This is a genomic window from Afifella aestuarii, from assembly GCF_004023665.1.
Classification (GTDB): domain Bacteria; phylum Pseudomonadota; class Alphaproteobacteria; order Rhizobiales; family Afifellaceae; genus Afifella; species Afifella aestuarii.
Genome location: NZ_SAUF01000002.1, coordinates 837,948 through 861,590, shown reverse-complemented (window position 1 = coordinate 861,590; position 23,643 = coordinate 837,948). Strand labels below are relative to the sequence as shown.

27 protein-coding genes are annotated in these 23,643 nt (G+C 64.8%); 9 read left to right on the top strand and 18 right to left on the bottom strand.

Annotated elements, in window-relative coordinates; all coding sequences use genetic code 11:
* Positions 1 to 41: 41 nt before the first annotated feature.
* The 3 genes from EO094_RS12420 to EO094_RS12410 form a co-directional block, all read right to left on the bottom strand.
* Positions 42 to 2,117 (bottom strand): putative bifunctional diguanylate cyclase/phosphodiesterase, encoded by a 2,076-nt coding sequence (locus EO094_RS12420; RefSeq protein ID WP_164879652.1) that lies wholly within the window; start codon positions 2,115 to 2,117, stop codon positions 42 to 44.
* Between the two features lie 162 nt (positions 2,118 to 2,279).
* Entirely contained in the window at positions 2,280 to 3,302 is a 1,023-nt protein-coding gene (locus tag EO094_RS12415; RefSeq protein ID WP_205649904.1) for an LLM class flavin-dependent oxidoreductase, read from the bottom strand.
* A gap of 131 nt (positions 3,303 to 3,433) precedes the next feature.
* The gene (locus EO094_RS12410; RefSeq protein WP_128292584.1) at positions 3,434 to 3,895 is read right to left on the bottom strand and encodes a YcgN family cysteine cluster protein; all 462 of its coding nucleotides are present in this window, start codon (positions 3,893 to 3,895) and stop codon (positions 3,434 to 3,436) included.
* 136 nt (positions 3,896 to 4,031) lie between these two features.
* On the opposite strand from EO094_RS12410, the gene EO094_RS12405 reads away from it, so the two are divergent.
* From EO094_RS12405 to EO094_RS12395, 3 genes are read left to right on the top strand one after another with little or no spacing between them, the layout of a single operon-like run.
* Entirely contained in the window at positions 4,032 to 6,179 is a 2,148-nt protein-coding gene (locus tag EO094_RS12405; protein WP_128292583.1) for a transglycosylase domain-containing protein, read from the top strand.
* A gap of 10 nt (positions 6,180 to 6,189) precedes the next feature.
* The gene (locus EO094_RS12400; protein WP_164879651.1) at positions 6,190 to 6,765 is read left to right on the top strand and encodes a DUF1214 domain-containing protein; all 576 of its coding nucleotides are present in this window, start codon (positions 6,190 to 6,192) and stop codon (positions 6,763 to 6,765) included.
* The gene (locus tag EO094_RS12395) at positions 6,762 to 7,373 is read left to right on the top strand and encodes a DUF1254 domain-containing protein (RefSeq protein WP_128292581.1); all 612 of its coding nucleotides are present in this window, start codon (positions 6,762 to 6,764) and stop codon (positions 7,371 to 7,373) included. Before EO094_RS12400 ends, EO094_RS12395 begins: the two co-directional genes overlap by 4 nt.
* 24 nt (positions 7,374 to 7,397) lie before the next feature.
* Here the strand turns inward: EO094_RS12395 and EO094_RS12390 are convergent, their stop codons facing one another.
* From EO094_RS12390 to EO094_RS12380, 3 genes are all read right to left on the bottom strand, one after another.
* The gene (locus tag EO094_RS12390) at positions 7,398 to 7,583 is read right to left on the bottom strand and encodes a hypothetical protein (RefSeq protein ID WP_128292580.1); all 186 of its coding nucleotides are present in this window, start codon (positions 7,581 to 7,583) and stop codon (positions 7,398 to 7,400) included.
* A gap of 96 nt (positions 7,584 to 7,679) precedes the next feature.
* On the bottom strand, positions 7,680 to 8,051 hold the full coding sequence (locus EO094_RS12385) for a DUF1491 family protein (RefSeq protein ID WP_342772737.1): 372 nt from the start codon (positions 8,049 to 8,051) through the stop codon (positions 7,680 to 7,682).
* A 79-nt stretch (positions 8,052 to 8,130) separates the two neighbouring features.
* A complete protein-coding gene (locus EO094_RS12380) occupies positions 8,131 to 8,742 on the bottom strand; it encodes a peptidoglycan-binding domain-containing protein (protein ID WP_164879650.1) in 612 nt (203 codons plus the stop codon).
* A gap of 341 nt (positions 8,743 to 9,083) precedes the next feature.
* On the opposite strand from EO094_RS12380, the gene EO094_RS12375 reads away from it, so the two are divergent.
* Positions 9,084 to 9,608 carry a DUF5330 domain-containing protein gene (locus EO094_RS12375; protein WP_128292578.1) on the top strand — a complete coding sequence of 175 codons (525 nt, stop codon included), beginning with the start codon at positions 9,084 to 9,086 and terminating at the stop codon, positions 9,606 to 9,608.
* Between the two features lie 66 nt (positions 9,609 to 9,674).
* On the opposite strand, the gene EO094_RS12370 is transcribed toward EO094_RS12375, so the two are convergent.
* The gene (locus EO094_RS12370) at positions 9,675 to 10,133 is read right to left on the bottom strand and encodes an Lrp/AsnC family transcriptional regulator (protein ID WP_128292577.1); all 459 of its coding nucleotides are present in this window, start codon (positions 10,131 to 10,133) and stop codon (positions 9,675 to 9,677) included.
* Positions 10,134 to 10,234: 101 nt separating this feature from the next.
* Here EO094_RS12370 and EO094_RS12365 point away from each other — a divergent pair, with 101 nt between their 5' ends.
* Together EO094_RS12365 and EO094_RS18750 are read left to right on the top strand one after the other, a co-directional pair.
* A complete protein-coding gene (locus tag EO094_RS12365; RefSeq protein ID WP_205649903.1) occupies positions 10,235 to 11,023 on the top strand; it encodes an AzlC family ABC transporter permease in 789 nt (262 codons plus the stop codon).
* Positions 10,923 to 11,198 (top strand): AzlD domain-containing protein, encoded by a 276-nt coding sequence (locus tag EO094_RS18750; protein WP_246008528.1) that lies wholly within the window; start codon positions 10,923 to 10,925, stop codon positions 11,196 to 11,198. The genes EO094_RS12365 and EO094_RS18750 overlap by 101 nt, the downstream gene beginning before the upstream one ends.
* Before the next feature lie 128 nt (positions 11,199 to 11,326).
* On the opposite strand, the gene EO094_RS12355 is transcribed toward EO094_RS18750, so the two are convergent.
* The gene (locus EO094_RS12355; RefSeq protein ID WP_128292575.1) at positions 11,327 to 11,710 is read right to left on the bottom strand and encodes a hypothetical protein; all 384 of its coding nucleotides are present in this window, start codon (positions 11,708 to 11,710) and stop codon (positions 11,327 to 11,329) included.
* Between the two features lie 279 nt (positions 11,711 to 11,989).
* On the opposite strand from EO094_RS12355, the gene EO094_RS12350 reads away from it, so the two are divergent.
* Entirely contained in the window at positions 11,990 to 12,409 is a 420-nt protein-coding gene (locus tag EO094_RS12350; protein WP_128292574.1) for a SufE family protein, read from the top strand.
* Positions 12,410 to 12,450: 41 nt separating this feature from the next.
* On the opposite strand, the gene EO094_RS12345 is transcribed toward EO094_RS12350, so the two are convergent.
* Together EO094_RS12345 and EO094_RS12340 are read right to left on the bottom strand one after the other, a co-directional pair.
* The gene (locus EO094_RS12345; protein ID WP_128292573.1) at positions 12,451 to 13,269 is read right to left on the bottom strand and encodes a DUF6456 domain-containing protein; all 819 of its coding nucleotides are present in this window, start codon (positions 13,267 to 13,269) and stop codon (positions 12,451 to 12,453) included.
* Positions 13,266 to 13,733 (bottom strand): helix-turn-helix domain-containing protein, encoded by a 468-nt coding sequence (locus tag EO094_RS12340; protein ID WP_128292572.1) that lies wholly within the window; start codon positions 13,731 to 13,733, stop codon positions 13,266 to 13,268. The genes EO094_RS12345 and EO094_RS12340 overlap by 4 nt, the downstream gene beginning before the upstream one ends.
* 165 nt (positions 13,734 to 13,898) lie before the next feature.
* Here EO094_RS12340 and EO094_RS18745 point away from each other — a divergent pair, with 165 nt between their 5' ends.
* Positions 13,899 to 14,276: a DUF6477 family protein gene (locus EO094_RS18745; RefSeq protein WP_246008491.1), complete on the top strand. Its 378-nt coding sequence runs from the start codon at positions 13,899 to 13,901 to the stop codon at positions 14,274 to 14,276.
* A gap of 144 nt (positions 14,277 to 14,420) precedes the next feature.
* On the opposite strand, the gene EO094_RS12330 is transcribed toward EO094_RS18745, so the two are convergent.
* The 8 genes from EO094_RS12330 to EO094_RS12295 all read right to left on the bottom strand — a co-directional run bounded on the left by EO094_RS12330 (position 14,421) and on the right by EO094_RS12295 (position 20,965).
* On the bottom strand, positions 14,421 to 14,834 hold the full coding sequence (locus tag EO094_RS12330; protein WP_092809372.1) for a Ros/MucR family transcriptional regulator: 414 nt from the start codon (positions 14,832 to 14,834) through the stop codon (positions 14,421 to 14,423).
* Between the two features lie 242 nt (positions 14,835 to 15,076).
* Positions 15,077 to 15,442, bottom strand: a complete 366-nt coding sequence (gene mnhG / locus EO094_RS12325; protein ID WP_128292570.1) for a monovalent cation/H(+) antiporter subunit G — start codon at positions 15,440 to 15,442, stop codon at positions 15,077 to 15,079.
* Positions 15,439 to 15,771 carry a cation:proton antiporter gene (locus tag EO094_RS12320; protein WP_128292569.1) on the bottom strand — a complete coding sequence of 111 codons (333 nt, stop codon included), beginning with the start codon at positions 15,769 to 15,771 and terminating at the stop codon, positions 15,439 to 15,441. Before EO094_RS12320 ends, mnhG begins: the two co-directional genes overlap by 4 nt.
* Positions 15,768 to 16,241, bottom strand: coding sequence for a Na+/H+ antiporter subunit E (locus EO094_RS12315; protein WP_092809369.1), 474 nt, complete (start codon positions 16,239 to 16,241; stop codon positions 15,768 to 15,770). Before EO094_RS12315 ends, EO094_RS12320 begins: the two co-directional genes overlap by 4 nt.
* Entirely contained in the window at positions 16,241 to 17,827 is a 1,587-nt protein-coding gene (locus EO094_RS12310; protein ID WP_205649902.1) for a Na+/H+ antiporter subunit D, read from the bottom strand. The genes EO094_RS12315 and EO094_RS12310 overlap by 1 nt, the downstream gene beginning before the upstream one ends.
* Entirely contained in the window at positions 17,827 to 18,204 is a 378-nt protein-coding gene (locus EO094_RS12305; protein ID WP_128292568.1) for a Na+/H+ antiporter subunit C, read from the bottom strand. The genes EO094_RS12310 and EO094_RS12305 overlap by 1 nt, the downstream gene beginning before the upstream one ends.
* On the bottom strand, positions 18,204 to 18,620 hold the full coding sequence (locus EO094_RS12300; RefSeq protein WP_128292567.1) for a Na+/H+ antiporter subunit B: 417 nt from the start codon (positions 18,618 to 18,620) through the stop codon (positions 18,204 to 18,206). The genes EO094_RS12305 and EO094_RS12300 overlap by 1 nt, the downstream gene beginning before the upstream one ends.
* Positions 18,617 to 20,965, bottom strand: coding sequence for a putative monovalent cation/H+ antiporter subunit A (locus EO094_RS12295; protein WP_128292566.1), 2,349 nt, complete (start codon positions 20,963 to 20,965; stop codon positions 18,617 to 18,619). The genes EO094_RS12300 and EO094_RS12295 overlap by 4 nt, the downstream gene beginning before the upstream one ends.
* A gap of 544 nt (positions 20,966 to 21,509) precedes the next feature.
* Between EO094_RS12295 and EO094_RS12290 the strand changes: the two genes are divergently transcribed.
* Entirely contained in the window at positions 21,510 to 23,621 is a 2,112-nt protein-coding gene (locus tag EO094_RS12290; protein ID WP_128292565.1) for a S9 family peptidase, read from the top strand.
* Positions 23,622 to 23,643: the final 22 nt, after the last annotated feature.

The following is a 23,643-nucleotide window of genomic DNA, read 5'->3' as shown; positions in this document are numbered from 1 at the left end:
ATAGAGCGTTCCGTTCAGCTTCCGCGGCTAGCCTCGCCCCCTCATGCCCGCCTCACTGCCTCTTCAGCAGCATCCCATTCGGCGATGAATTCCGGCACGTCGTCGGCGGGCATCGGCCGGCCGAAATAATAGCCCTGGCCATAGCGGCAGCCGGCGCGGTGCAGGAAGGCGGCTTCGGCCGCGGTCTCCACGCCTTCCGCCACGATGTGATAGCCGAGCTCGCTGCCGAGCCCGATGAGCGCGCGCACGATGGCGCGGTCCCCCGGCGAAAACGTCAGATCTTTCACGAAACTGCGATCGATCTTGAGCACGCCGACCGGCAGGCTCTTCAAATGCGTCAGGGAGGAAAAGCCGGTGCCGAAATCGTCGAGCGCCACGCCGACGCCCGCCGCCCGCAGCGCTTCGAGATGCGCGCGGATCGCCCGGTTGTCCTCGTCGATGACGCTCGTCTCCGTCACCTCGAGAACGATGTCGCCGGATGAGAGCCCCGCTCCGGCGAGCGCGCCGAGCAATCTCGGGGCGAACCCCTCCTGCTGCAGATCGGCGGCGGTGACGTTGTAGCCGATCCGGCCGAAATCGATGCCGGCGTCGCGCCACGCTTTCAGATCGCCGACGATTTTCCTCAGCATGTATTCGCCGAGCTCGACGGACAGCACCTTGTCTTTGAAGACCGGCATCAATTCGCAGGCGGGCACGATGCCTTTCTCCGGATGGCGCCAGCGCATCAGCGCCTCGAAACCGGACAATTGGTTCGACGAAAACTCGACGAGCGGCTGATAGAACGCCTCGATCTCGCCGGAAGCGAGCCCTTCGCGGAAATCGGCGAGAAGACGGAAGCGGTTCTGCGCCTCGCGCAGCAATTGCGGCTCATAGCGCTCGATCGTGGATCGGCGGCCGCGCTTCGCCTCGTAGAGTGCGAGGTCCGCGTGGCGCAGAAGGTCCTCGGCCGTCGCCCCGTCATCGGGAAAGACCGCGATGCCGGCGCTCAAGCTGTAGGTGATGGAATGGCCGAAACCGCTGCGGCGCACGAGCGGCTGCAGACGCCGCCGGAGCGCCTCTTCCGCCTCGGCGGCCGTGGCCGCGCTCGTCAGAAGCGCAAATTCGTCGCCGCCGGAGCGCGCCGTCAGGTCGCCGGGCTCCGCCGTGTTCCGCAGCCAGTCGGCGACTTCGCGCAACACCTTGTCGCCGATGTCGTGCCCGAAGAAATCATTGATATCCTTGAAGGCGTCGAGATCGAAGATGCACAAAGCCGCCTCGCGCTTGCGCGCGCCGAGCTTCTTCAACGTCTCCGTGAGCTCCATGCGGAAGGCGTTGCGGTTGCCGAGCCCGGTCAGGGGATCGCTCACCGCCAGACGCTGTCTCTCCTCTTCGCGGCGCCTTTCGCTCGTCACGTCCTGGATCGTGCCAAAAACGCTGACGGGTCGGCCGTTGCGCCTTTCGCATTCGCCGAGCACGCGCACATAGCGCTCCTCGCCACGCGTCGACAAAAACGGCAATGTCAGATCGAAGGCGCGCTCGCCGCCCATCGCCTCGTCGATCGCCGCGTGCAGCACCTTCGCCACGTCGGGCGGAAAGACGCTGAGCCCTTCCTTCAGCGTCACCCTGGCCCCGACGGGGATGCCATAAAGGCGATAGAGCTGTTCCGACCATGTCAGCACGTCCTGCTCGGGGTCGTAGCGCCAGGCCCCGATATTGGCCATGCGTTCCACATGGTTGAAGAGAACGTTCAGGATGCGCTGCTCGCGGCCGAGCTCTTCCAGACGCTCCTGATCGCGCACCTCTTCGGTGACGTCGCGGGCAATGCCCTGATAGCCGCGAAAGCGGCCCCGCCGGTCGAAGGTGGGGGTGCCGCTCGTCTCGAAGCAGCGCGTACCGCGCTTATCGTTGAATTCGTAGCGCAGGCCGACGAAGGGCAGCCGCTTTTCAAGCTCGTGGCGATGCCGGCGCGCCATCGCGTCGCTCATGCCGGCCGGAATCACCTCATAGCGAGACATTCCGACGAACTCTCCCGCGGGAAGCGAGGTGATTCGCTCGAAATTCTCCGAAAGATAAGTAATGTGCAGATCCTTGTCGGTCGCCCAGGCCCAGAATTCGGCACAGCTCAGGACGTCGTCCAACGCCTTCTGCAGCATCGCGGAAAAAGGTTGTCTCGGAGAGGGCATCATGTCGGCGACTACGCTTTCATCAATCCGGTTCTCAATTGGTGAACGGCGTTCGGACAGTTTTCATCTTCGCTGTCTTTTTCCCCTTTTACGCGAAAAAATTGTCGTACGCACCCATCAAGCGAATTCAGTCTTACCCGGCTCGCGTGAAGGCCGCGACAGATCGAAGGCGCGCGCCAGAAGATCGAGGCTTCGCACCCGGGCCTCGGGGTCCCAGACATTCGTCGTCACCATCACCTCGTCGGCGTCGCACGCGGCCGCGCGCGCCTCGATTTCCCGCCTGACCTTCTCCGGCGTGCCGGTGATGGCAATCCGCCGATAGGCCTCCACGGCGGCGCGGTCCTGCGGTGTGAAGGCGTAATTGGCCGCTTCCTCCGGGCTCGACAGCTTGCGCAGCCCGCCCTGGCGCAGACGCAGCCAGGCAAGCTCCATCGAACCCGCGAGATAGGCCGCCTCCTCCTCGCTCGGCGCGCAGATGGCGGCGAGGCAGAGGAGCGTCCTCGGCTCCGGAAAATCGTCCGAGGGCTTGAAGGCCTGACGGTAGGCCTGAAAGGCCGGAGCTGCCGGCGCCGGCGAAAAATGCCCGGCGAAGGCATAACCGAAACCGTTGAGGCCTGAAAATTCCGCGCTCGCACCCGACGAGCCGAGAAGCCAGATCGGCGGCAGCGCCACCTCGCCCGGCACCACCTCGATTGCCTGATAGGGATGCCCCTCGGGGAAAGCCCCCGTCTCGAAGGCGATCAATTCGGCCATCTGCTGGGCGAACTGGCCGCCGTCCACCGCCCTCAGCGCCGACAGCGTACGGCTGTCGCTGCCGCCCGCACGGCCGATGCCGAGATCGATGCGGTCCGGATAAAGCGCTTCCAGCGTCCGATAGGTCTCCACCACCCGCAAGGGCACGTGGTTCGGCAGCATCACGCCACCGGAGCCGACGCGAATGCGCCTCGTGCGCTCCGCCGCATGGCCGATCAGGACTTCCGGCGAGGCCGACGCGATGTTGGGAATGCCGTGGTGCTCGGCGTACCACAGGCGCTGATAGCCGAAACGGTCGGCGGCCTCGGCGAAGGTCGCGGTGGCGCGCAGCGCGTCCGCGGCGCTCGTCCCCTCCGGCACGGGCGCCAGATCGAGAACGGAAAGCATCAAATTGTCTGACATTCCGCAGGAGATGGAAGCCCGCAGCGCGCGGTCAAGCGCCAGCGGACTTCAGCGACCGCGAGACGCCTGATTTTCAACTCAGGACCGAAAATCCACGCACCATACACCCGGAAGCTCTACCGCGGCGGCGTCTCTTCGGGCCATTCGACGAGAAAATCTTCCCATTCGTCCACCGGCACGTCCCTCTCCGACACCGTGCGCCCGCGCGTCGAGATCCCCGCCTCGTGCACGGTCTCGCGCGATCCGGAGACGAGATGGTGCCACCAATAGAGATCGCGGCCTTCCGCGACGAGGCGATAGGCGCAGGACGGCGGCAGCCAGGAAATCTCGCGCACCGCCTCCGCCGACAGCGGCAGGCAGTCTGGCACGATCTCGATGCGGTTCTCGTAATCGCGGCACCGGCAGGCATTTTCGTCATAGAGACGGCAGGCGACATTCGTCCACGAGATCTCGCCCGTGTCGTAATCCTGGAGCTTGTTGAGGCAGCAGCGGCCGCAACCGTCGCACAGCGCCTCCCACTCTTTGTCAGTGAGTTCTTCGAGCGCCTTTTGGCGCCAGAACGGCTCTTTTTCGAGCATCCCTGCTCCTGTGACCATCGCGCACCGCTTTCTCGCCGATCGGCGGCAAGGCCCTGCCGCCACTTATCAAAGACCCAAATCGTGCTAGAACCGTGCCTGACAAGGCTCGCGGCCGAGCCTCTTGTGAAAACACCAAATGCGCGATCCGTTTACACCGAAGAAGAAGCTTCCGCACTGGCTGCGTGCGCTGGAGATCGATTCCGCGATCGACACCTTCTTCTTCGAGCTCGGCCAAAGCTCCGGCATGGCCTGGGAGCGCACCATTCTGTTCTTTCGCCGTTTCCATGCCACCGGCTGGAAGCGGCCCGTCTTCGAGCTCCTGTCAGAGAGCGTCACCCTCGGCTGCGCCGGGCTCATCGTCTTGCTGGCGCTCGCCATCCCCGCCTTCGACGCGGTCAAGCGCGACTGGCGCGCCCAGTCCGATTATTCCGTCACCATGCTCGACCGCTACGGCAACGAGATCGGCAAGCGCGGCGTCCTGCAGGAGGTGCAGTTCTCCCTCGACCAATTGCCCGACCATCTCATCCAGGCCGTGCTGGCGACCGAGGACCGGCGCTTCTTCGAGCATTTCGGCATCGATGTCATCGGCACCTTGCGCGCGCTTGTGGAAAATGCCCGCGCCGGCGGCGTCGTCCAGGGCGGCTCGTCGATCACCCAGCAGCTCGCCAAGAACGTCTTCCTGTCCAACGAGCGCACGCTCGACCGCAAGATCAAGGAAGCCTTCCTCGCCCTGTGGCTGGAAGCCAATCTCACCAAGCGCGAGATCCTGAAGCTCTATCTCGACCGCGCCTATATGGGCGGCGGCGCCTTCGGCGTCGGGGCGGCGTCCGAATTCTATTTCGGCAAGCCCGTCACCGATCTCCGGCTCGAAGAATCGGCGATGCTCGCCGGCCTCTTCAAGGCACCGACGCGCTATGCCCCCCACATCAACCTGCCGGCGGCGCGCGGGCGCGCCAACGAGGTTTTGACCAATATGGTCCAGGCCGGCTTCATGACCGAGGGCCAGGTGATCAGCGCGAGGCGCCATCCGGCAACGCCGGTCTCGCGCGAGGCGACACCCTCGCCGGATTACTTCCTCGACTGGGTGTTTGAGGAGGTGAAGCGCCTCGCCCCTCCGGGCCAGCGCAATCTCATCGTGCGCACCACGATCGACATGCGCCTGCAGCGCGCGGCCGAGCTTGCGGTGGAATCCTCGCTGCGGGAATCCGGTGATGCCTACGGCGTCAAACAGGCGGCGCTCGTCTCCATGGATATGTCGGGCGCCGTGCGCGCCATGGTGGGCGGCCGCGACTACGGCGCCTCCACCTTCAACCGCGCCACCAATGCGCAGCGCCAGCCGGGCTCGTCCTTCAAGCCCTACACCTATGCCGCCGCGCTCGAACACGGCTATACGCCGGACAGCGTCATCCTCGACGCGCCGGTCTCCATCGGCAATTGGTCGCCGCAGAATTATTCGCGCCGTTACCGTGGCCGCATCACCATGATGCAGGGCCTCACCCATTCCATCAACACCATCCCGGTGCGCCTTTCGATCGCCTTCGGGCGCCAGCCGATTGCGGAAATGGCGGAGCGTCTCGGCGTCCAGACGCCGATCCGCGTCACCCGCTCGCTCCCCCTCGGCACGTCGGAGGTGACGGTCCTCGACCAGGCGACGGGTTATGCCGCCTTCGCCTCAGGCGGCTTTCGCGCGCGCCCGCACGGCGTCGCACGCATCCTCACCCCCGACGGCGAGGTCATCTACGATTTCAACCGCGCCAACGGGCCGCCCAAACGCGTCCTGTCGGAAGGCGTCGCGCGCGACATGGTCAAGATGATGCACAACGTCGCCGAGCACGGCACCGGCCGCCGCGCCCTCATTCCGGGTGTCTCCGTCGCCGGCAAGACCGGCACCACCCAGGCTTATCGCGACGCCTGGTTCGTCGGCTATACCGGCGATTTCTCCACCGCCGTCTGGCTCGGCAACGACAATTACAAGAGCACCAACCGTCTCACCGGCGGCACGCTGCCGGCCATGACCTGGCAGAAATACATGCGCGTCGCGGAAGCCAATATCGAGCATCGCCCGCTTCCGGGCATCCCGCTGCCGCCGCCTGCGGAAGACGAGGTGCCGGTCGCAGAGGGCCTGCCGGAGGGCGGCGAGCTTTTGGGCTCGGGCCGCCTCGCTCCGCCGACGGAAGACATTCTCGATCGTCTGGAAGAGCGCGCCAAAACCGCCGAGATCGCAGCTCCCGCCTTGAAGCGCGAGGCTTCCGCCGCCGCGCCTGGCGGCACGGCCACCCGTTAGGCCCACTGCCTTGCGTGCCCTCGTCATCATTCTCGGCGTCGCCATCGCCTTCGTTCTGGGCGTCGGCAGCGCGTTTTTGAGCCTGCGCGACCTCACGCCGATCGACACGATCGAAAGCGGTGCCTGGAAGGGCTGGCCGCGCGCCGGCACGGAGGACGAAGATCCTTATTCGCGCGCCCGTCTTGCACGCACCGGCGAGCTCGCGCTCGGCCCGAGCGAAGGCCTGAAACTCCTTGCCCGCTCCGACGATACGGGCGGCGATCTCAACGGCGCATGCAGCTACGAAATTTCCGGCCAGATGCCGTCGGCCCGGCTCTGGACCATCTCTGTGGAAACCGCTGCGGGCGGACATCTGCCGCCGGCGGAACGCGGCGGCCGGGCACTCGGCAGCGACGAGATCGTGCGCAAGGCGGACGGCACCTTCACCATCACGCTGGCGCCCAATCCGCAGCCGGGCAACTGGCTCTCCTCTGAAGGTGCCGGCCAGATCCGGCTCGCCGCGCGCCTCTACGACACCACGGCCCGCACGGTGACGGCGCTCACGCAATTCACCGTTCCGGCGATCACTCCGAAGGGCTGCCGATGATCTACGAGGAGCGCATCGGCCGCCGCCGGCGGCTCATCCCGGCCGGCTTCTTCGGCGGCCTACTCGCCTGGCTGCTCGCGATTTTCCTGCTCGCCGCCTCGATCCATATCGTGGTGATTTTCCTGGTGCCGCGGCTCGCCTCGAGCGACGGCTGGTCGAAGCTTGCCGCCGTCACGACGGAAGCGGGCTTCACCCTCCTGCCGCCCGACGGCCAGGGGCCAGCGATCGCCGGGCTCGATCCGCTCTTCGTGCACGGCGCCTGCCGCATCTCGCTGAAAGATGCGCCGGCGTCTCTGTCCTTTTCGGGGCCGAACAGTTTCTGGTCGCTGGCGCTCTACCAGCGGCGCGGCACCGTCCTCTTTTCCGTCAACGATCGCACGGCGATCGACGGGCGGCTCGACATGTTGATCGTCGATCCGATTCAGAATGCTCAGTTGAAGGAAACCACGTCCGCAGCCCTCGATCAGACCATCGTCGTGGAAGCGGCACAGCCCGATCTCATCGCGCTCGTGCGTTTTTATGCGCCGACCCCGCGCGAACGCCAGGTCGCGATCGAACATCTTCAGGCGGCGGAATGCGTGCCGGCCCCGCTTGAGCCGGCCGGCTGAAACGCAGGCGCCGCCGCAAATGTATTAGCTTGCGCGGCGCTTCTTCGGCTTCGTCGCCGCCCGCGCCCGACGCGAAAGCGCCACGCTGCCCGGCTCGTCGCGGTATTCCACCCGCACTCCGGTAAACATCAGAATCTGGCACGGGCCGCTATGTGCAGGCTTGCGCGCCTGGCTTTCGCTCAGCGTCGGAAAGTTCAGGATTTCGGCCATATCCACCTCCTCAGAAGGGCCGTCCGTTGATCCGGCGAACCCACTGTCGCCGCAGTATGGTTAACAACTGCTGAACGGGGATAAAGCGATTCTGGGTTACGGCCGCCCCGACGAAGCGTCGCTATCTGCCACCGCGACGAAGGAACGCCCTTCCCGATCCTCAATCTCCACCACCCACAAGTCAGGATCGAAACGGCTTTCGCTCACCAACCTTTCCTCAATCTTGCCGCGCTCTCCCTCGCGCACAAGTGGTATGAAGAAACGATCGGCCGGCATCTCCATCTCATCCATGAAAAAGCTTTGTGGCGCAGGGCCATAGAGATCGAGACGTCCGTCGAGACGATCGACGATGATGAAGAGGGTGCCGGCTTCGAGCGCGCCTTTGCGCGCTACGGTGGCAAAGGCCCCCGTGGCCGAGACACGGCGAATCAACGCCTGCACGAAGATGTCGGTGCGCAATCTCACCATGGGCTCACCATGGCCTCACCATGGCCGTGAGGGTCCAGCTTCGCAGCCGGCCCGAAACCACATGAGCGGAAACACGGGCTTACGGATTGTCCGGCATGGCGCCGATCGCGGCCAGCCGGTCGAGCGTCTCGCGGTCGATCTCGCCGTTCACCTTGAGCCCCTGATCGAGCTGGAAGCGCCTCAGCGCCTCGGTCGTTTCATGGCCCTTGAGACCGTCTGCCGTCACCGGGCCATAGGCCGTGTCGGCGAGGGCCTGCTGCACGGCGAAGACGACCGGGTCGGGGGCCGAGCCCGAAGCGGGGCGTTCCGAGGAAGTCTCGGCAGAGACGGCCGTCTCTGCGGCCCCGACCGCATCCGGGCGTTCGCGCGGCACGACGAGGCCGGTGCGGATGATCATTTCGAGATCGCCCTTCTCCCCCGCCTGGAGCGTCGAGACGGGCTCTCTCTCACGCGTGGCAAAGAGCGGATCGGGATGGCGTCCATGCTGCAGGACGAGCGCGTTGACGATGGCGGCCACAGCCAGAAGCCCGAGCGCAGCCGCCGGGCCATGGCGCAGGACGAGGCCGAGCCGGCTCCGCTCGCCGAGGGCTGAGGCCGCCTTCGTCGCTGCCGGCTTTGCCGCCGCGGTCTTGTCACCCCGCGTCTGTCGCTTCCGGCGTCCGCCTGCAGCCCGGCTCGTCGTCCGGGACATCGGTCGATCCGCCTCGGAGGCCATCACACTCACACACCAACCCCATCGTCGACCGGCCTCCTTCAGACCGGCTTGTCGTGCCTCAACTTCGCCGCTTTGGCTTAAGGAAACTTGAACTCTGCCAAACCGCGGCCGGCGGTCGCGCCGATCGCCGGCACAAAGCATGTATTAACCACCCCAGCAAGCTTTCGGGAACAGCTCGAGGAAATAGCCCCTTAGTGCCTGGAATGAGCCGGATTTGCGTCGAATTGTAGATATCGGATGAACGCGATTTTGGAGCCTTCATGGTTCCTTCGCGGCGCTGGATCGGAAGAATCCGCAAACAGGGTAAGGTTATGTTCTTGTTCCGATCAATCTTCTGGTTGACGGCACTGATCTTGGTTCTGCCTCCGTCGCCCGATGGCGGTCCGCCGCCGCGCGTCACCCTTTTGGAATCCGCCCTCGCCTTCCAGGTTCTCGCCAAGGATGTGAGCGGCGTGTGCGATCGGCATCCGGAAGCCTGCGCCACGAGTCGCGAGACCTTCACCCTTCTCGGCCGCAAGATCGCCACCGGGCGCGACATGGCCTCCGCCGCCCTCTCCGCCAGCACCGGCGGCAACGATGACGGCGACGTCGATCACGGCAGCCTGAGCGCAAGCGACCTTTCCGTGCCGTGGAGCGGCCGGGGCGCGCCCCCGATCGAGGCGATCCCGGCGAGCGCGCGCCTGCCCGTGTCGGAGCCGGCAGAGGACGGCATCGACGCTCAAACCCAAGAGACAGACGAAGCGCGGCTCGACGGCTCGCAATCCGCCTCGAGCGACGACGCCTCTCCGAGCGCCAGGCACGTGGAGATCGACCTGCCGCAGCCCCGCCCGCGCCTTCTCTAGAGCGCGACCGGCGCACAGCCGGAGCGCCCGTCGTCAGCTGAGGGCCACTGACGCCGCGCCCGCCCCTCACGGCAGGATCGGATATTCCGAACTCGCCTTTTCCGTCGAGACCACGATGGAGGTTCGGAACTTGCGGACATTGGCATCGGCGAAGAACAGCCGGTGCGTCAGGGCCTCGTAATCGGCCATGTCGCGCGCCACGGCGATCATCACGAAATCCATCTCGCCGGCGATACAGTAGAGATGCAGAACCTGCGGTTCGGCGCGCGCCTTGCGCTTGAAGGCGTCGATCTGGTCGAGCCGGTCGCGCTCCAGGTCGACTAAAATCACGGCGGTCACTCCGAGACCGAGCTTCTGCCGGTCGAGCAGCGCCACCTCGTTTTGGATCACGCCCTCCTCGCGCAAAGCTTTCAATCGCCGCTGAACGGATGCGTTCGAAAGCCCCGCCCGATCGGCCAGTTCGGCGATCGGCAGCCGGGCATTGCGCTGCAGTTCGACAAGCAGCGCACGATCCTTGTCATCCATGATCTTTTTCACTCGAAAGGTTGCCTATTATGCGCTGATCATATCACCGAAAGCGCAACAGGCGCATTCATCATCTCGCCCCGGACAGATAAACCGATGGCATGAAACGAGGCATGCTCTCCATCCTGCCGCTCGCCGTCGGTGCCGCACTTTACGGTCTCGCCTTCGGGGTCCTGGCGGCTCAGGCAGGCTTTCCCTGGTGGGGCGTCGGGCTCATGAGTGCCGGCGTTCACGCGGGATCGTCGCAGATCGTCGCCGTCGATCAGTTCTCGGCGGGAAGCGGCCTGGTCGGCGCCGTCTTCGCGGGCGCGATCATGAATCTGCGCTATCTCGGGATCACGGCTTCGCTCGCCGGCATCCTGGCCCGCCTGCCGCCATGGCGGCGTCTCCTCGCCCTGCACCTCACCTCCGATGAAAACTGGGCGCTCACCATGTCGGAGCGCGGCAAGGATCCGAGCATCGGCGCGCCCTTCCTCCTCGGGGCGGGCAGCGTCATGTTCGTCACCTGGTTTGCATCGACGGCGATCGGCGCGCAGATCGGCGCCATCCTGCCCGACCTCGATGCGGCCGGGCTCGGCTTCGCCTTCACCGCGGCGTTCATTGCGATGGCCCGGAGCATGGCGCCCCGACGCATCGCCGCTTTCCTTCCCTGGGGAATAACCTTCGTGCTGGCGATCGGCCTCGTCTCGGCAGGGATCTCGCGGGCGTCGTCGCGTCTCTCGCCGGCCTCGCCCTTGCGGCTCTCCTGCGCCGCTATCGGAGGCCGGCATGAGCTCTTCGCAATGGCTGTTGATCGCCGGGCTCGCGGTCGCCACCTTCGCGACGCGCCTTCTCGGGTTCCTCGCCGGCGACCGCCTGCGTCAGTCCCGCTTCGCTTTCGTTCTGGATGATCTGCCGGGCCTGATCGTCGTCGCGCTCGTGGCGACGTCCCTCGCCGGCACGGAGGCTACAACCTGGATCGCCGCGGCGCTGGCCGTTGCCATCGCCTGGGTTTCCAACAACGTCGTCGTCACGATGGGCGGCGGTCTCGCGGCCTATGTCGCGCTCGCGCTACTCATCGGCTGAAGCACAACGCGGCTCACACTGCGGCCGAAGCATGCGGTTTCTCGCCGCCAGTCCTGTTCAAACGGCCGGATCCGTTCAGCGGCGCGCAGCCACACGCCGCCGCGCGAGAACAGCCCGTTCGGCGAAGCTCAGTCGGCCGAGCAATCGATGAGGCGCAGATGCGCGCGTGCAGCCGGCTTGCCGATGGTCGAGGCGAGATCCCTTGCCACCTGCCGCTCCTGGCGGATGGGGGCGCGCACATCGATATACTGGGTCAGAACTTCGCCGTTCAAAGGCTCGTTGAACATGACGCCGGCGAGCTTGCCGCGCTGCCAGACCAGCTTCGCCGAGGCGGTGCCGCAATTGGGCATCGGCAGGCGCACGCTCGCGGGCAGGACGGCCCGGCTGTCCAACTCGATGCAGGCGCCGGTCGGGCTGATGTTGCGCACCTGGCAATTGGCATAGAGCCGATGCGACATGACGGTCGACCGTTTGTCCAAATGGTGGCGTCTGAGGGCGCGCTGCTCTTGCATGGGTTCCGCTCCAGCAAAACGTAAAACTTAGCTTCAACAATAAGCCAAAACTTCACAAAGTGGTAATCATGTTTTGGATTGCCGTTAACGCGGCCCATTCGCGCAAACAGAGCCGCTTGTCAGGGCCAGCTTGTCAGGGCCGCGCATCAAGGCCGCATCCGGCCCTCGGCGCTTGTGCCCCGGGCTCATATGCCTATTTTGCCTTGCACCACCTTTTTTGAGACGCCCGGCGACGGCTGGGCACCTCCCGGCGGACACGCAAGCACGCGACAGGCCTTCATGAGCATTGAATCCATCATCGACGATTTCGCCCTCCTCGACGAATGGGAGGATCGCTACCGGTACGTGATCGAGCTCGGACGGGCCTTGCCGGAGATGCCGGACGAGGAACGCACGGAGGCCACGAAAGTCCGCGGCTGCGCAAGCCAGGTCTGGCTCGTCAGCGAAGACGCGGTGAAGGACGGCGAGGCGGTCCTCGTCTTCCGCGGCGACAGCGACGCCCATATCGTGCGCGGTCTCATCGCCATCGTACTTGCGCTCTATTCCCGCACGACGCCCGAAGAGATCCTGAAGACCGATGCCGAAGCCGTCTTCGCCCGAATGGGCCTGCGCGAACATCTGACGGCGCAGCGCTCAAACGGCCTCTCCGCCATGCTGCAGCGTATTCGCCGCGACGCGGAGAGCCGGCTCGCGAAATAGCCGTCTCCCCGCTCGCGGCGCATTCCCCCCTCCTCACCCTCTCACTCGCTGATCGTGGGCCGATAGCCCTCGGCGCCCCAATGGCGCATCGCCACATGCGCTTTGCCTTCGGCCTCCTCATCGAGGCCGTAATGGCGGGCGAGCGCCTGCAGCGCGAGTTTCAGGACGAGCTTCGCCGATCGTGCCGGATAGCCGCGTTCGCGCTCCACGCTCGACAGACCTTTGAGGAAACAGGCGACATCGACGAGGACGCCCGCGAGTTCTGGGCCGACCGCGTCCATGGCGGCATGAAAGCGGGCGCGGGCGGCGATCGCCGTCTCCGTCAGATCCGCCTGGCCGCCCCGCTGACGGGAGCCTTTCGGCGCCTTGAGGTCGGCCTGCCAGTTGGCGGTGATGCGCGGCTGCAGGCTCGCGCGCTCGAAATCGCGGCGAAGCCGCTCCGCCGCTGCCACCAGCGGGGCTCCGAGATAGGGCGCGCCATCCTCGCCGCCTCTGCGGGCGAGGAGGCCGATCGGGCTCTCGTCGAGATCGGTGAGCGGAGCGGGCGCCGAGGGTGAGCCGCCCTTCTGGCGTTCCAGGCATTTGTGCTGCGCCAGAAAGGCGGGCTCGCCGGCTTTCATGCGCCGAAGCCATGCCGCGGCCTCCGCGCTCGCGACAAGCCCCCTCTCTCCGGCCTCGCAGAGGAGGCCCCCCGCCAGAAGCTTCTTGACGAGGGCGGCCGGGATCTCGCGCCGCCGCCCCGCCACACCCTCGCAAGAGAAGGTCGCCGCATCCGCCTCCACGAGCCGCGCATCGGCATGGACCAGCAGCATCTCGATCAGGCTTTCGAGCGCCCCGCCGCGCCTCTTCCCGCGGCTCATCTCGCATCCTCGCCGAAAACCTCCATCCAGCGCCTCAGCGCGAATTCGAGGTTTTCCAACACCTGGTCGAAGACGGGCTCGTCGCGCCGTTCCTCGATCATCCGGCAGCCATGGGCTACGGTGGTGCGGTCGCGGCCGAAATGCGCGCCGACCTTGGTCAGCGTCAGGCCGGAGCCGACATGGACGAGATACATCGCCGCCTGCCGCGTCTGCGCCACCCGCGCAACGCCCCGTCCGGCCTTGCGCAGGTCATGGTGCCCGACCCGAAAGACCGCGCCGAGCGCCGCTTCGGCAAAGCGGCAGACGGAACTCTCCGCATCCGTCTCCCGATCCCTGACGATGGCACATCCGGCGGCGGCATGTCCGGCGGCGGGGCTCCCAGCGGGGGCGCGCCCGGCTTCGCGCCGATATGGCCCGAACGCCCCCTGCGACCCCCGCAAATCGTCGTAAAAATGGTTCTGCATGGCCCCTCCTCCCACGATAGGATTTATTTCCTATACCGCGAAGAGAAGCAACCGGGGATATGTTTTTAAGCTTACCGCACACCTTGTCGCGCCGGGAGGCGCCGAACTTATCCCCGCCGCTCCGGGCCCTGCGATCGTGCCGCGAAAGCTTCAGGAGCTCCCGGCATGGTCAATGCGCAGTGCTTTTACGATTCCCAAATCTCAGGCGGGGCCGGCAGGCCCACTCGCCGCCAACGGCGCCAAAACTCGGCGCCTCCCCGCCCGGCCAAAAGCGGCGCCGGCACGTACAGCCGCGACAACGACCTGCCGCGGTTGATCCATCGTCTGCCGGGAGAGCTCGGGACAAATGACACGGAGCGCGCGCGCAGCATCGTTGCGCGTCTCAAATGCGCCCTGCGGGCGGAGCGCAGGAAAGGCCGGGCCGGCCATCGGAGCTACGATCTCAATCGCCATATCGCGCTCAAGACAGCGCTCGACGCCGAAAGCGGTGAGCTTGCGCGGCTCTGCGAAGCCCGGACCTTCAAAAGCAAAACGCCGGCATGAAAGCCGGCGTCGGGGAAACGCAAAACGCCGGCGGGGGAGCCGGCGTTCGGGGAAGGCAAAGCGCCGGCGTGGGAGCCGCCGACCGGAAAAAGTAAAACGCCGGCATAAGGGCCGGCGTCTGACACGTTCGGAAGAAAACGTCGTTCAGCGGCGGCCGCGCTTCTGACCAAGACCCATCTGCTTGGCAAGCTGCGAACGGGCTTTCGCATAGTTCGGAGCGACCATCGGATAGTCGGCCGGCAGGCCCCACTTCTCGCGATACTCTTCCGGGGACAGGTCGTAATGCGTGCGCAAGTGACGCTTCAGCGACTTGAACTTCTTTCCGTCTTCCAGACAAATAATGTAGTCCGGATTGATCGAGCGACGGACCGGCACAGCCGGCTTCTGCGGCTCCGGCTCAGGCTCAGCGCCGCCATCGGCGGTCGTCTGCAGCGCCTGATAGATATTGCCGATCAGACCGGAAATATCGCCAGCCGCAATTGTGTTGTTGCTCACATAAGCAGACACGATGTCTGCCGTGAGCTCGATCAGGTTGTCGTTCTGGATAGCCTCTGCCATTGAATCCTCGCTATGTGACCTTTGCAGCAACACACTGCAAGTCATCAAGTGCGCCTTGCTACTGCTGGTGGCGCGGTCTGACAAGAAGAAAAAACCCTACATCACAGCAATCTTAGCGGCGTTTCACCGCGCGCAACAAGAAGGTGTGAAATTCTGTCAGCACTCGCTCGCTCATTCCTGGAAAGATAGGAATTCACCAACAAAGCGCCACCCTGCTTTTACGGAAGATGGCAGTCTTTGTTTCAACGCTCGCCTTCCGGATCGGAGCGCGTCACCCCTATAGCCCGCGAATAGTCGTCGGGCTCCGTCTCAGGGACCGGCTTTACACCAGTGAGGTAAGCCGCCCGGGCCAGAAGGTGCGCGGAAACCGGTGCGGTGAGAAGGAAGAACACCACACCTGCCACAGCGCGAGTGAAGATGTCCAAATGGGGCGCTTCTAAGGCAAGGGCCAACAACATCAGTCCAGAGCCCAAGGTTCCGGCTTTGCTGGCGGCATGCATGCGCGTGTAAAGGTCAGGAAAACGCAAGAGGCCGACGCTCGCAACGACTGCGAAAAGCGAGCCGATCACAATCATCACGCCGACCAAGACGTCGAGAAAGCCGCTCATCGCTGCTTCTCCGAATCGGAGCCGTAGCACATTGCTGATTCGCCACCGAGCACGTCTCCGCAATGCATCACGAAGCGGGCAAACGCTACGGTTGCAAGAAAACCGACGAGCCCAAGAGCGATTGCAATGTCGATATAAAGATAAAAACCAGTTTTCACGCCGATCACGGCAATGAAACCAATGCCGGTGGACACCAGCATATCGAGCGCCAGAACCCGGTCCGCAAAAGTCGGCCCGCGCACGATGCGAATGGTAATCAGCGCGAACGAAAGGACGAGAAGCGCCAGCGAAATCAGGACGCAGATTTCGAGAAACTCGCTAGCACTCATCGGAACGCCTCCAGTATCTTTCGCTCAAAGCCTTGCGCGATATCGCGTTTCAATTGGTCGGGATCGGGCACGTCGATGGCGTGAATGTAAAGCGTGCGCCGGTCTTCCGACACGTCGACCGACAAGGTGCCGGGCGTCAGCGTGATGAGATTGGCAAGTAACGTGATCTCGAAATCGCGGTTCACCCTGAGCGGATAGGCGATCAGCCCGGGCGAAATCGGCATCTTCGGTTGCAGCACGATCCAGGTCACCTTGAGCGCCGACATGACCAGTTCGTAGATGAACAGGAAGAACAGATTGATCACCCGGAGCGAGCGGCCGATATAGCCGCGCGTGCCGATCTGCTCGCGAATGAGCCACAGCGCGATGGCGCCGAGCACGAAGCCGAAAAGCAGGTTCGGCAGCGTGAAGCTGCCGGTGATCGACGCCCAGGCGAGTGCCAGAAGCACGTTGACGGGAAACAGCACCATCAGGAAGCGCCTCCAAACACCGCGCGAATATAAAGGGTCGGATCCAGAAGCCCGGCCGCACCGGCTTCCGCAAGCCGCATCAGCGGCGACGGCCACAGGCCGATGACCAGGCTCAGCAAAGTCAAAGCGCCAAGCGAGCCGAACAGCACCGCCCGGTCCTCCCTGGCGATCTCGCCGGGCACGCTCTTTTCCGCACCGTCCGGCGTCCCCACCGGTCCGCCACGCCAGAAAATCTGCGTGAAGGCGCGCCCCGAAGCAAGCGCGTTGAGGAGGCCCGTGCCGAGCACGATGCCGGCGAGCCACCAGCGCCCGTCCACCATCGCGGCCTCGGTCACCAGGATCTTCGCCCAGAAGCCGGAAAACGGCGGCAGCGCGGAGACGGAAAAGACGAGGGTCAGCGTCAGCCCGGCCAGAAGCGGGCTCGCACCATAAAGCCCGCCGAGCTTGCGCAGGTCCTGGCTGCCGCCGAGCTGGCCGACGAGCCCGGAGGCGAGATAGAGCGCCGACATGACGATCATCGAATGGAAGGCATAGAAGATGCCGCCCGACAGCCCCTCCGCCGTGCCGATCGCGAGACCTGCCAGGATCACGCCGATGCCGGAGATGACGAGATAGCCGAGGATGCGCCGGAAATCGGAATGCGCCATCGCGCCGAGCGAGCCGAGAAGCATCGTGCCGATGGCGAGCGCCGTCAGAAACGTGTCGTAGAGCGCCTCTTCCGAGGGCATCAGCATGATCAGCGTGCGCAACAGCGCATAGGCGCCGACCTTGGTCAAAAGCCCGGCAAAGACGGCACCCGCCGAAGGAGACGGCGTGTGATAGGAGGCCGGCAGCCAGAAGGCGACCGGAAACGCTGCCGCCTTCATGCCGAAGCCCAGAATATAAAGCGCCGTGATCGTGTTGATCGGCATTCCGGGCACGCCTTCGCGCAGCTTGATCGCGATCTCGGCCATGTTGAGCGTGCCGAGCGCCCCATAGAGATAGCCGGTCGCCGTCAGGAAGAAGGCCGCAGCCAGAAGATTGAGGACGGCATAGCGCACCGCGCCGTCGAGCTGCTCCTTGGAATTGCCGAGGACGATGAGGCCGAAGGAGGCGATCAGCATCACTTCGAACCAGACATAGAGATTGAAGATGTCCCCGGTGAGGAAGGCGTTGCACACGCCCGTCATCATCAACAGCAGAAAGGGATAAAACCCGTAGCGGCTCTCCACGCGCCGCAGGCCGCGGCTTGCGAAAACACCGACGACGAGCGCCACCACCGACGACACGAAGGCGAAGGAGGCACCGAGCGCATCGACGGCGAAGGTGATGCCGAAAGGCGGCAGCCAGCTTCCCATGGTCATGGTGAGCGGCCCGCCGGTCACGACGCGCGCCAGAATGCCGGCCGTCGCCGCCGTCAGAAACAAGAGCCCGGCGATGCCGAGCGGTGCCTGCGTCTCCGGGCGCTTGCGCGCCATCAACAGGACGGAGCCGAAAAGAAGGGTGATCAAAGTCGGCGCGACGATGATCGCGTCCAGGGGCGCGATCGGCGCCGTCACCATGGCGGACGCGACGTCCACCGCTGCATGGCCTGCACTCTCTGCCATCAATAGCCCCTGGGCGGAACCGGATCACCCGGCTCTTCGGCCATATGCATCTTCCCGGTCTTGTCCGTGCCGAGCCCCTGATAGGCGCGGAACACCAGAACCAGCAGGAAGGCGAAGAACGAGAACGAGATGACGATCGCCGTCAAAATCAGCGCCTGCGGCAGCGGATTGGCGGTCGCAAACGGCGGCACCATCGCTTCTTCGGGAATGATCGGCGGCACTTCCTTGACGATCCGCCCGGCCGTGAAAATCAGAAGATTGACGGCGTTCGAGAGGATGGTCACGCCAAGCAGGATGCGGATCAAAGAATCCGACAGCATCAGATAAACGGCGGATGCGAAGAAGCAGCCGACGAGAAGCGCAAGCGGGCCTTCCATCAGCGCTCCCTTTCCTCCAACGACAGCGCCACGGAGGTGATCGTCCCGAGAACCACCAGATAGACGCCGATGTCGAAGAACGTCGCGGTGGAGACGGCGACCTCCATGCCGAAGATCTTCGGATAGGCCCACAGCGCCGTCAAAAACGGCTTGCCGCCGAGAAGCGACGGCACCCCGGCAAGGGCCGCCAAGACGAGCCCGAAAGCGGCGATCCCCATCGGATGAAAGCGCAGGGCCCGGCGCACCGGCGGCACGCCATAGGCGATGCCGTAGATCGCAAAGGCGGAGGCCGCGATCAGCCCGCCGATGAAGCCGCCGCCCGGATTGTTGTGGCCGCGCAAGAGTACGAAGACCGAAAACAGCACCATCAAGGCCGTGAGATAAGGCGCGATCGCGCGAAAGATGACGGTGCTCACTTCTCTTCCTCCACGGCTCTCGTCTGACGCCACGGCGCCGGGAAGCGCAGCAGAGCGAGAATAGCGAGGCCGGTGATCATGACGACCGCGATCTCACCCAAAGTATCGAGACCACGGAAGTCGACGATGATGACGTTCACGATGTTGCGGCCATGGGCGATGGTTCGCGAATGCTCCGCAAAGAAATCCGACAGGCGCGAATCGAAGGGCTGGTTCGTGACGGCAATCAGCAAGGCCGCCGTGCCGATGCCGCAGGCGAGCGCGATCGTTCCGTCCTTGGCGCGCTGAAACATGTTGCGCCGGTCGGCCGTCATCAGGGACAGGCGCGTCATCACGAGCGCCAGGATGACGACCGAAAGCGTCTCCACCATGAATTGCGTGAAGGAGAGGTCCGGCGCGCCGAAGAGCATGTAGATGAGCGCCACGGCAAAGCCCTGGATGCCGAGAGAGACGATCGCCGTCAGCCGGTTCTCCGCCACGATGACGGCGACGAGACCGACGGCCGCAAGCCCCATCACCGCCCATTCATGCGGCGCGAGCGCGAAGGTCTCAGGCGCATGCGGCCATTCGCCGAAGACCACGAGCGGCACGACCAGGGCGAGCGCCAGGACCGTGAAGGTAATGGAAAGATAGCGTTCCAGATCGCCGTTCTGGATGAAGCGGGTCACCGCGGCCGAGCCGGTCGTGAGCCCGTTCACGAGCTGGTCGAAGCCCCGGTCGGGACTCCAGCCGATCGCATCGAGAATTGCCGCGAGCCCGCGCCGCACCGGCCGCAGGGCGAGAAGCGCCAGGATGCCGATCGCCCAGGTGACGCCGGAGGCGGCAAAAGCCTCGTTCACGTGGATGGCGTAGGAGAGATCCGGATGCGGCTCAGCCCCGGCGACGGCAGCAAGCGTCGGGCCGATCAGCGCCTCTTGCGTGAAGGCCGCAAAGACGATGCCGACGACGCTGAGACAGGCGAGGACGAGCGGGCCGATCCACAACCCGATCGGGCCTTCATGTGCACCGGACAGGTTCTCGGGTCGCTTGCCGATGAAAGGCAGCAATCCGACGGCGAAGGCGGCCGCGAACATGAGACCGTTGCCCAGGACGGCGACGCCAAGCGTCACGGGCGTCGTGCCCTCCCCGTGCAGAAGCCCCTCATACATCGCCTCTTTGGCAAAGAAGCCGAGCGTCACGAAAAGCCCGCCCATCGCCCAGGCGAGAACGAGGCCTGAAAGGAAAGTGACCGGCATTTTGAGCCCGAGACCGCCGAGCTCGCGCAGATCGCGCGTGCCCGCCTCGTGGTCGACCGAGCCCGCCATCATGAAGAGGCCGCCCTTGAAGAGCGAATGGGCGAGAAGATAGACGAGCGCGCCCAAAATCGCCGTCTCGTTGCTCGTCCCCGTCAGCATGACGAGAAGGCCGAGCGAGGCGACCGTCGTATAGGCGAGGATGAGCTTGAGGTCCGTCTGGCGCAGCGCCAGAAGCGTGCCGGCGAGAAGCGTCGCGCCCCCGAAGAGCGGCAGGATCGTCGTCCACAGCACCGTCTCGCCCATGAAGGGATGGACGCGCAAAAGCAGATAGACGCCCGCCTTCACCATCGTCGCCGAATGCAGATAGGCCGAGACCGGCGTCGGCGCCTCCATGGCGTTGGCGAGCCAGGAATGGAACGGAAACTGCGCCGATTTCGTAAAGGCGCCGCCGAGAAGCAGGATCAGCACCGGCAGGTAATACGGGTTCTCCGCAAAGCTCGAGCCGAGCGCGATCGCCTCCGACATCGAATGCACGCCGACGAGCCCAGTCATGATCAAAAGCCCGGCCAGCAGGCAGAGCCCGCCCCCCGCCGTGATCACCAGCGCCTGCAGTGCCGCGCGCCTTGCCGCCTCACGTGTGTGATCGAAGCCGATCAGCAGGAAGGAGGTGATCGAGGTCAGCTCCCAGAAGACGAAGAGCGTCATGAAATCGTCGGCCAGCACCAGCCCCTGCATCGCCCCCATGAAGAGCAGGATGAAGGAGAAGAAGCGCCCCTGATGCGCATGGCCTTTGAGATAGGCGCCCGCATAAATCAGGATGAACGTGCCGATGCCCGAGACGAGAAGCGCAAACAGCAGCGACAGCCCGTCGAGGCGATAGGAAAAGTTGATCTGAAGCGACGGCGCCCAGGCAAAGCCGTTGGCGATGACGCTGCCGGATGCGATCGGCGCGATCAGGCCAAGGAAATAGACAAACATCGCCGCGGGTGCCGCCGCCAGTATCCAGGACGCGCCAGAACCCAACAGCCGCTTCAACAGCGGCGCCACGAACGCCGCCAGAAACGGGGCGGCCATGACGAGGAAAGTCCAGTCGATTTGGGATTCTTGCATCAGCGGGGTGACGTTCGCGGGACCAGGAACGGATAGCGGGCGATCCAGAGCGGGGCAAGCTGCCAGCTTTGCCGCCTCAGCCGGACAAGCTAAGCATTTGGGCGCTTCTGGCAATCCTTAGAGCGCGGCGATTTTCAAGCATGACCCATGCTTTCCGGCAAATCGCGACAGGAGAAAGACCGGGTGACGCCTTCCTTGTCCAGCCGTCGCCGCATTTCCTCGCAGAAGTGTGATCCTGAGGACAGTCGAAATCGCGCAATTGCAAGTATGTCCGACACCACAACCGGCACAAAACGCCGCGCTTCTGGTCAGGCTCCGGCCATTCCTGGGGGCAGATGCGCCGAAGCTGCGAATCTCTTATCGGCGCTCCGGTTTCTCCACACGCAACGCTCGGCTTTGTCTTGCGGCCATCGCCCCGTGCGCGGATGCCGCAGGGGCAATGCAGGTTTCCGCAGGTTCGCGCCACCGTCCCCAAGAGGCCCCAGGTTAACGCCGCACCACCCATTCCCTTGCCCCGGAAAACAATCCGGCCTACCTCGCGCCCATGAACGACATTCCTTCCTTCCCGCCGCGCGCCGCAAAGCGGCCGCACGAGATCACCCGCCACGGCCACACCCGCAACGATTCCTATCACTGGCTGCGTGCCGACAATTGGCAGGAGGTGATGCGCGATCCCTCCGTCCTCGATCCTGAGATCCGCGCCTATCTGGAGGCCGAAAACGCCTGGTTTTCCGCCCAGATGGCCGACACGGAAGCGCTTCAGGAAAAGCTCTTCACGGAGATGAAGGGGCGCATCAAGGAGGACGATTCCTCCGTGCCGGTGCCTGACGGACCTTATTCCTATGCGATCCGCTACATCGAGGGCGGCCAGCACCCCATCTTCGTGCGCCAGCCGCGCGCCGGCGGGGAAGAAACCATCCTTCTCGACGGCAATGCGCTTGCCGAAGGCCATGCCTATTTCAAGATCGCCGGCGCGGCGCATTCGCCCGACCATTCCCGTCTCGCCTGGGCCTTCGACGATGCCGGCTCGGAATTCTACACGCTCCACATCCGCAATCTGGAAACGGGCGAAGACATCGCCGACGTCATCCCCGATACGAGCGGCGGCGCCGTCTGGGCGGCCGACAACACGCATCTCTTCTATGTGCGTCTCGACGCCAATCACCGCCCGTCGAAAGTCTTCCGCCACAAGCTCGGCACCGCGGTCACGGACGACGTCCTCATCTATGAGGAGGCGGATCCCGGTTTCTTCGTCGGCCTCGGCGCGACGCGGTCGCGCAATTTCATCCTCATCGACTGCCACACGCACGAAACCTCGGAGACGCGGCTCATCCCGGCCGACCGGCCGGAGGCAGAGCCCATCCTGATCGCGCCGCGCCGCGACGGCATCGAATATTACGTCGACGAGGCGGACGGCACGCTCTTCATCCGCACCAATTCCGGCGACGCCAAAGATTTTCAGATTCTGACGGCGCCCGTCGCCTCGCCTTCGCTGGAGAACTGGCAGCCGCTCGTCGCCCATGTGCCGGGGCGCCTTCTCCTGTCGCACGCCCTCTTCGCCGGACATCTCGTTCGTCTGGAGCGCGAGGCCGGGCTGCCGCGCATCGTCGTGCGTCGGCTTGAAGACGGCGAGGAGCACGAGATCGCCTTCGCCGAAGAGGCCTACTCGCTCGGCCTCGATCCCGGCTACGAGTTCGACACGACGACGATCCGCTTCTCCTATTCCTCGCCGACGACGCCGTCGCGCATCTTCGATTACGACATGGAGAGCCGCGCCCGCACGCTTCTCAAGGAGCAGGAGGTGCCGTCGGGCCACGACCCGGCGAAATACGTCTCGCGCCGCATCATCGCCCAAGCGCCGGATGGCGAGGAGGTGCCGGTCTCGCTTCTCTACCGCGCCGACACGCCGCTCGACGGTTCCGCCCCGTGCCTTCTCTACGGCTACGGCTCCTACGGCATCGCCATTCCGGCCGGCTTTTCCGTCACCCGCCTGTCGCTCGTCGATCGCGGCTTCATCTATGCGATCGCCCATATCCGCGGCGGCAAGGACAAGGGCTTTGCCTGGTACGAAGAGGGCAAGCGCGCCAAGAAGGCCAATACGTTCACGGATTTCATCGCCGCCGGCGAGCATCTCGTGGCCGAAGGTCTGACCAAGCGCGGCCGGATCGTCGCCCATGGCGGATCGGCGGGCGGCATGCTGATGGGCGCCGTCGCCAATATGGCCCCGGACCTCTTCGGCGGCGTCATCGCCGACGTGCCCTTCGTCGACGTCCTCAACACCATGCTCGACGACACGCTGCCGCTCACCCCACCGGAATGGCCCGAATGGGGCAACCCGGTCGAAAGCGCGGCCGATTATCAGACGATCCTCGCCTATTCGCCCTATGACAACGTCACCGCGCAGGCCTATCCGCCGCTTCTCGCCATGGCCGGGCTCACCGATCCGCGTGTCACCTATTGGGAACCGGCGAAGTGGGTCGCAAAACTCCGCGACACCAAGACCGACGACAACATCCTTCTCCTGCGCACCAATATGGATGCCGGCCACGGCGGCGCCTCCGGCCGCTTCGACGCCTTGAAGGAAGTCGCCATCGAATACGCCTTCGCCCTCAAGGTGATGGGCCTCACCGACAAAGCCCCGCTCCCGGCTGTGTGAGGTCGCTTTTCCCATCTCGGGA

What these genes read in the sequence shown, in the direction of transcription:
- EO094_RS12390 (WP_128292580.1), bottom strand. Translation starts at nt 7,583, where the DNA reads ATGGCCGAAATCCTGAACTTTCCGACGCTGAGCGAAAGCCAGGCGCGC.
- EO094_RS12340 (WP_128292572.1), bottom strand. Translation starts at nt 13,733, where the DNA reads ATGCAGAACCATTTTTACGACGATTTGCGGGGGTCGCAGGGGGCGTTC.
- EO094_RS12295 (WP_128292566.1), bottom strand. Translation starts at nt 20,965, where the DNA reads ATGCAAGAATCCCAAATCGACTGGACTTTCCTCGTCATGGCCGCCCCG.
- EO094_RS12365 (WP_205649903.1), top strand. Translation starts at nt 10,235, where the DNA reads ATGAAACGAGGCATGCTCTCCATCCTGCCGCTCGCCGTCGGTGCCGCA.
- EO094_RS12385 (WP_342772737.1), bottom strand. Translation starts at nt 8,051, where the DNA reads ATGGTGAGATTGCGCACCGACATCTTCGTGCAGGCGTTGATTCGCCGT.
- EO094_RS12345 (WP_128292573.1), bottom strand. Translation starts at nt 13,269, where the DNA reads ATGAGCCGCGGGAAGAGGCGCGGCGGGGCGCTCGAAAGCCTGATCGAG.
- EO094_RS12355 (WP_128292575.1), bottom strand. Translation starts at nt 11,710, where the DNA reads ATGCAAGAGCAGCGCGCCCTCAGACGCCACCATTTGGACAAACGGTCG.
- EO094_RS12320 (WP_128292569.1), bottom strand. Translation starts at nt 15,771, where the DNA reads ATGAGTGCTAGCGAGTTTCTCGAAATCTGCGTCCTGATTTCGCTGGCG.
- EO094_RS12290 (WP_128292565.1), top strand. Translation starts at nt 21,510, where the DNA reads ATGAACGACATTCCTTCCTTCCCGCCGCGCGCCGCAAAGCGGCCGCAC.
- EO094_RS12395 (WP_128292581.1), top strand. Translation starts at nt 6,762, where the DNA reads ATGATCTACGAGGAGCGCATCGGCCGCCGCCGGCGGCTCATCCCGGCC.
- EO094_RS12330 (WP_092809372.1), bottom strand. Translation starts at nt 14,834, where the DNA reads ATGGCAGAGGCTATCCAGAACGACAACCTGATCGAGCTCACGGCAGAC.
- mnhG (WP_128292570.1), bottom strand. Translation starts at nt 15,442, where the DNA reads ATGAGCGGCTTTCTCGACGTCTTGGTCGGCGTGATGATTGTGATCGGC.
- EO094_RS12410 (WP_128292584.1), bottom strand. Translation starts at nt 3,895, where the DNA reads ATGCTCGAAAAAGAGCCGTTCTGGCGCCAAAAGGCGCTCGAAGAACTC.
- EO094_RS12380 (WP_164879650.1), bottom strand. Translation starts at nt 8,742, where the DNA reads ATGTCCCGGACGACGAGCCGGGCTGCAGGCGGACGCCGGAAGCGACAG.
- EO094_RS12415 (WP_205649904.1), bottom strand. Translation starts at nt 3,302, where the DNA reads ATGCTTTCCGTTCTCGATCTGGCGCCCGTGCCGGAGGGGACGAGCGCC.
- EO094_RS12350 (WP_128292574.1), top strand. Translation starts at nt 11,990, where the DNA reads ATGAGCATTGAATCCATCATCGACGATTTCGCCCTCCTCGACGAATGG.
- EO094_RS12310 (WP_205649902.1), bottom strand. Translation starts at nt 17,827, where the DNA reads ATGGCAGAGAGTGCAGGCCATGCAGCGGTGGACGTCGCGTCCGCCATG.
- EO094_RS12370 (WP_128292577.1), bottom strand. Translation starts at nt 10,133, where the DNA reads ATGGATGACAAGGATCGTGCGCTGCTTGTCGAACTGCAGCGCAATGCC.
- EO094_RS18745 (WP_246008491.1), top strand. Translation starts at nt 13,899, where the DNA reads ATGGTCAATGCGCAGTGCTTTTACGATTCCCAAATCTCAGGCGGGGCC.
- EO094_RS12305 (WP_128292568.1), bottom strand. Translation starts at nt 18,204, where the DNA reads ATGGAAGGCCCGCTTGCGCTTCTCGTCGGCTGCTTCTTCGCATCCGCC.
- EO094_RS12405 (WP_128292583.1), top strand. Translation starts at nt 4,032, where the DNA reads ATGCGCGATCCGTTTACACCGAAGAAGAAGCTTCCGCACTGGCTGCGT.
- EO094_RS12315 (WP_092809369.1), bottom strand. Translation starts at nt 16,241, where the DNA reads ATGGTGCTGTTTCCCGTCAACGTGCTTCTGGCACTCGCCTGGGCGTCG.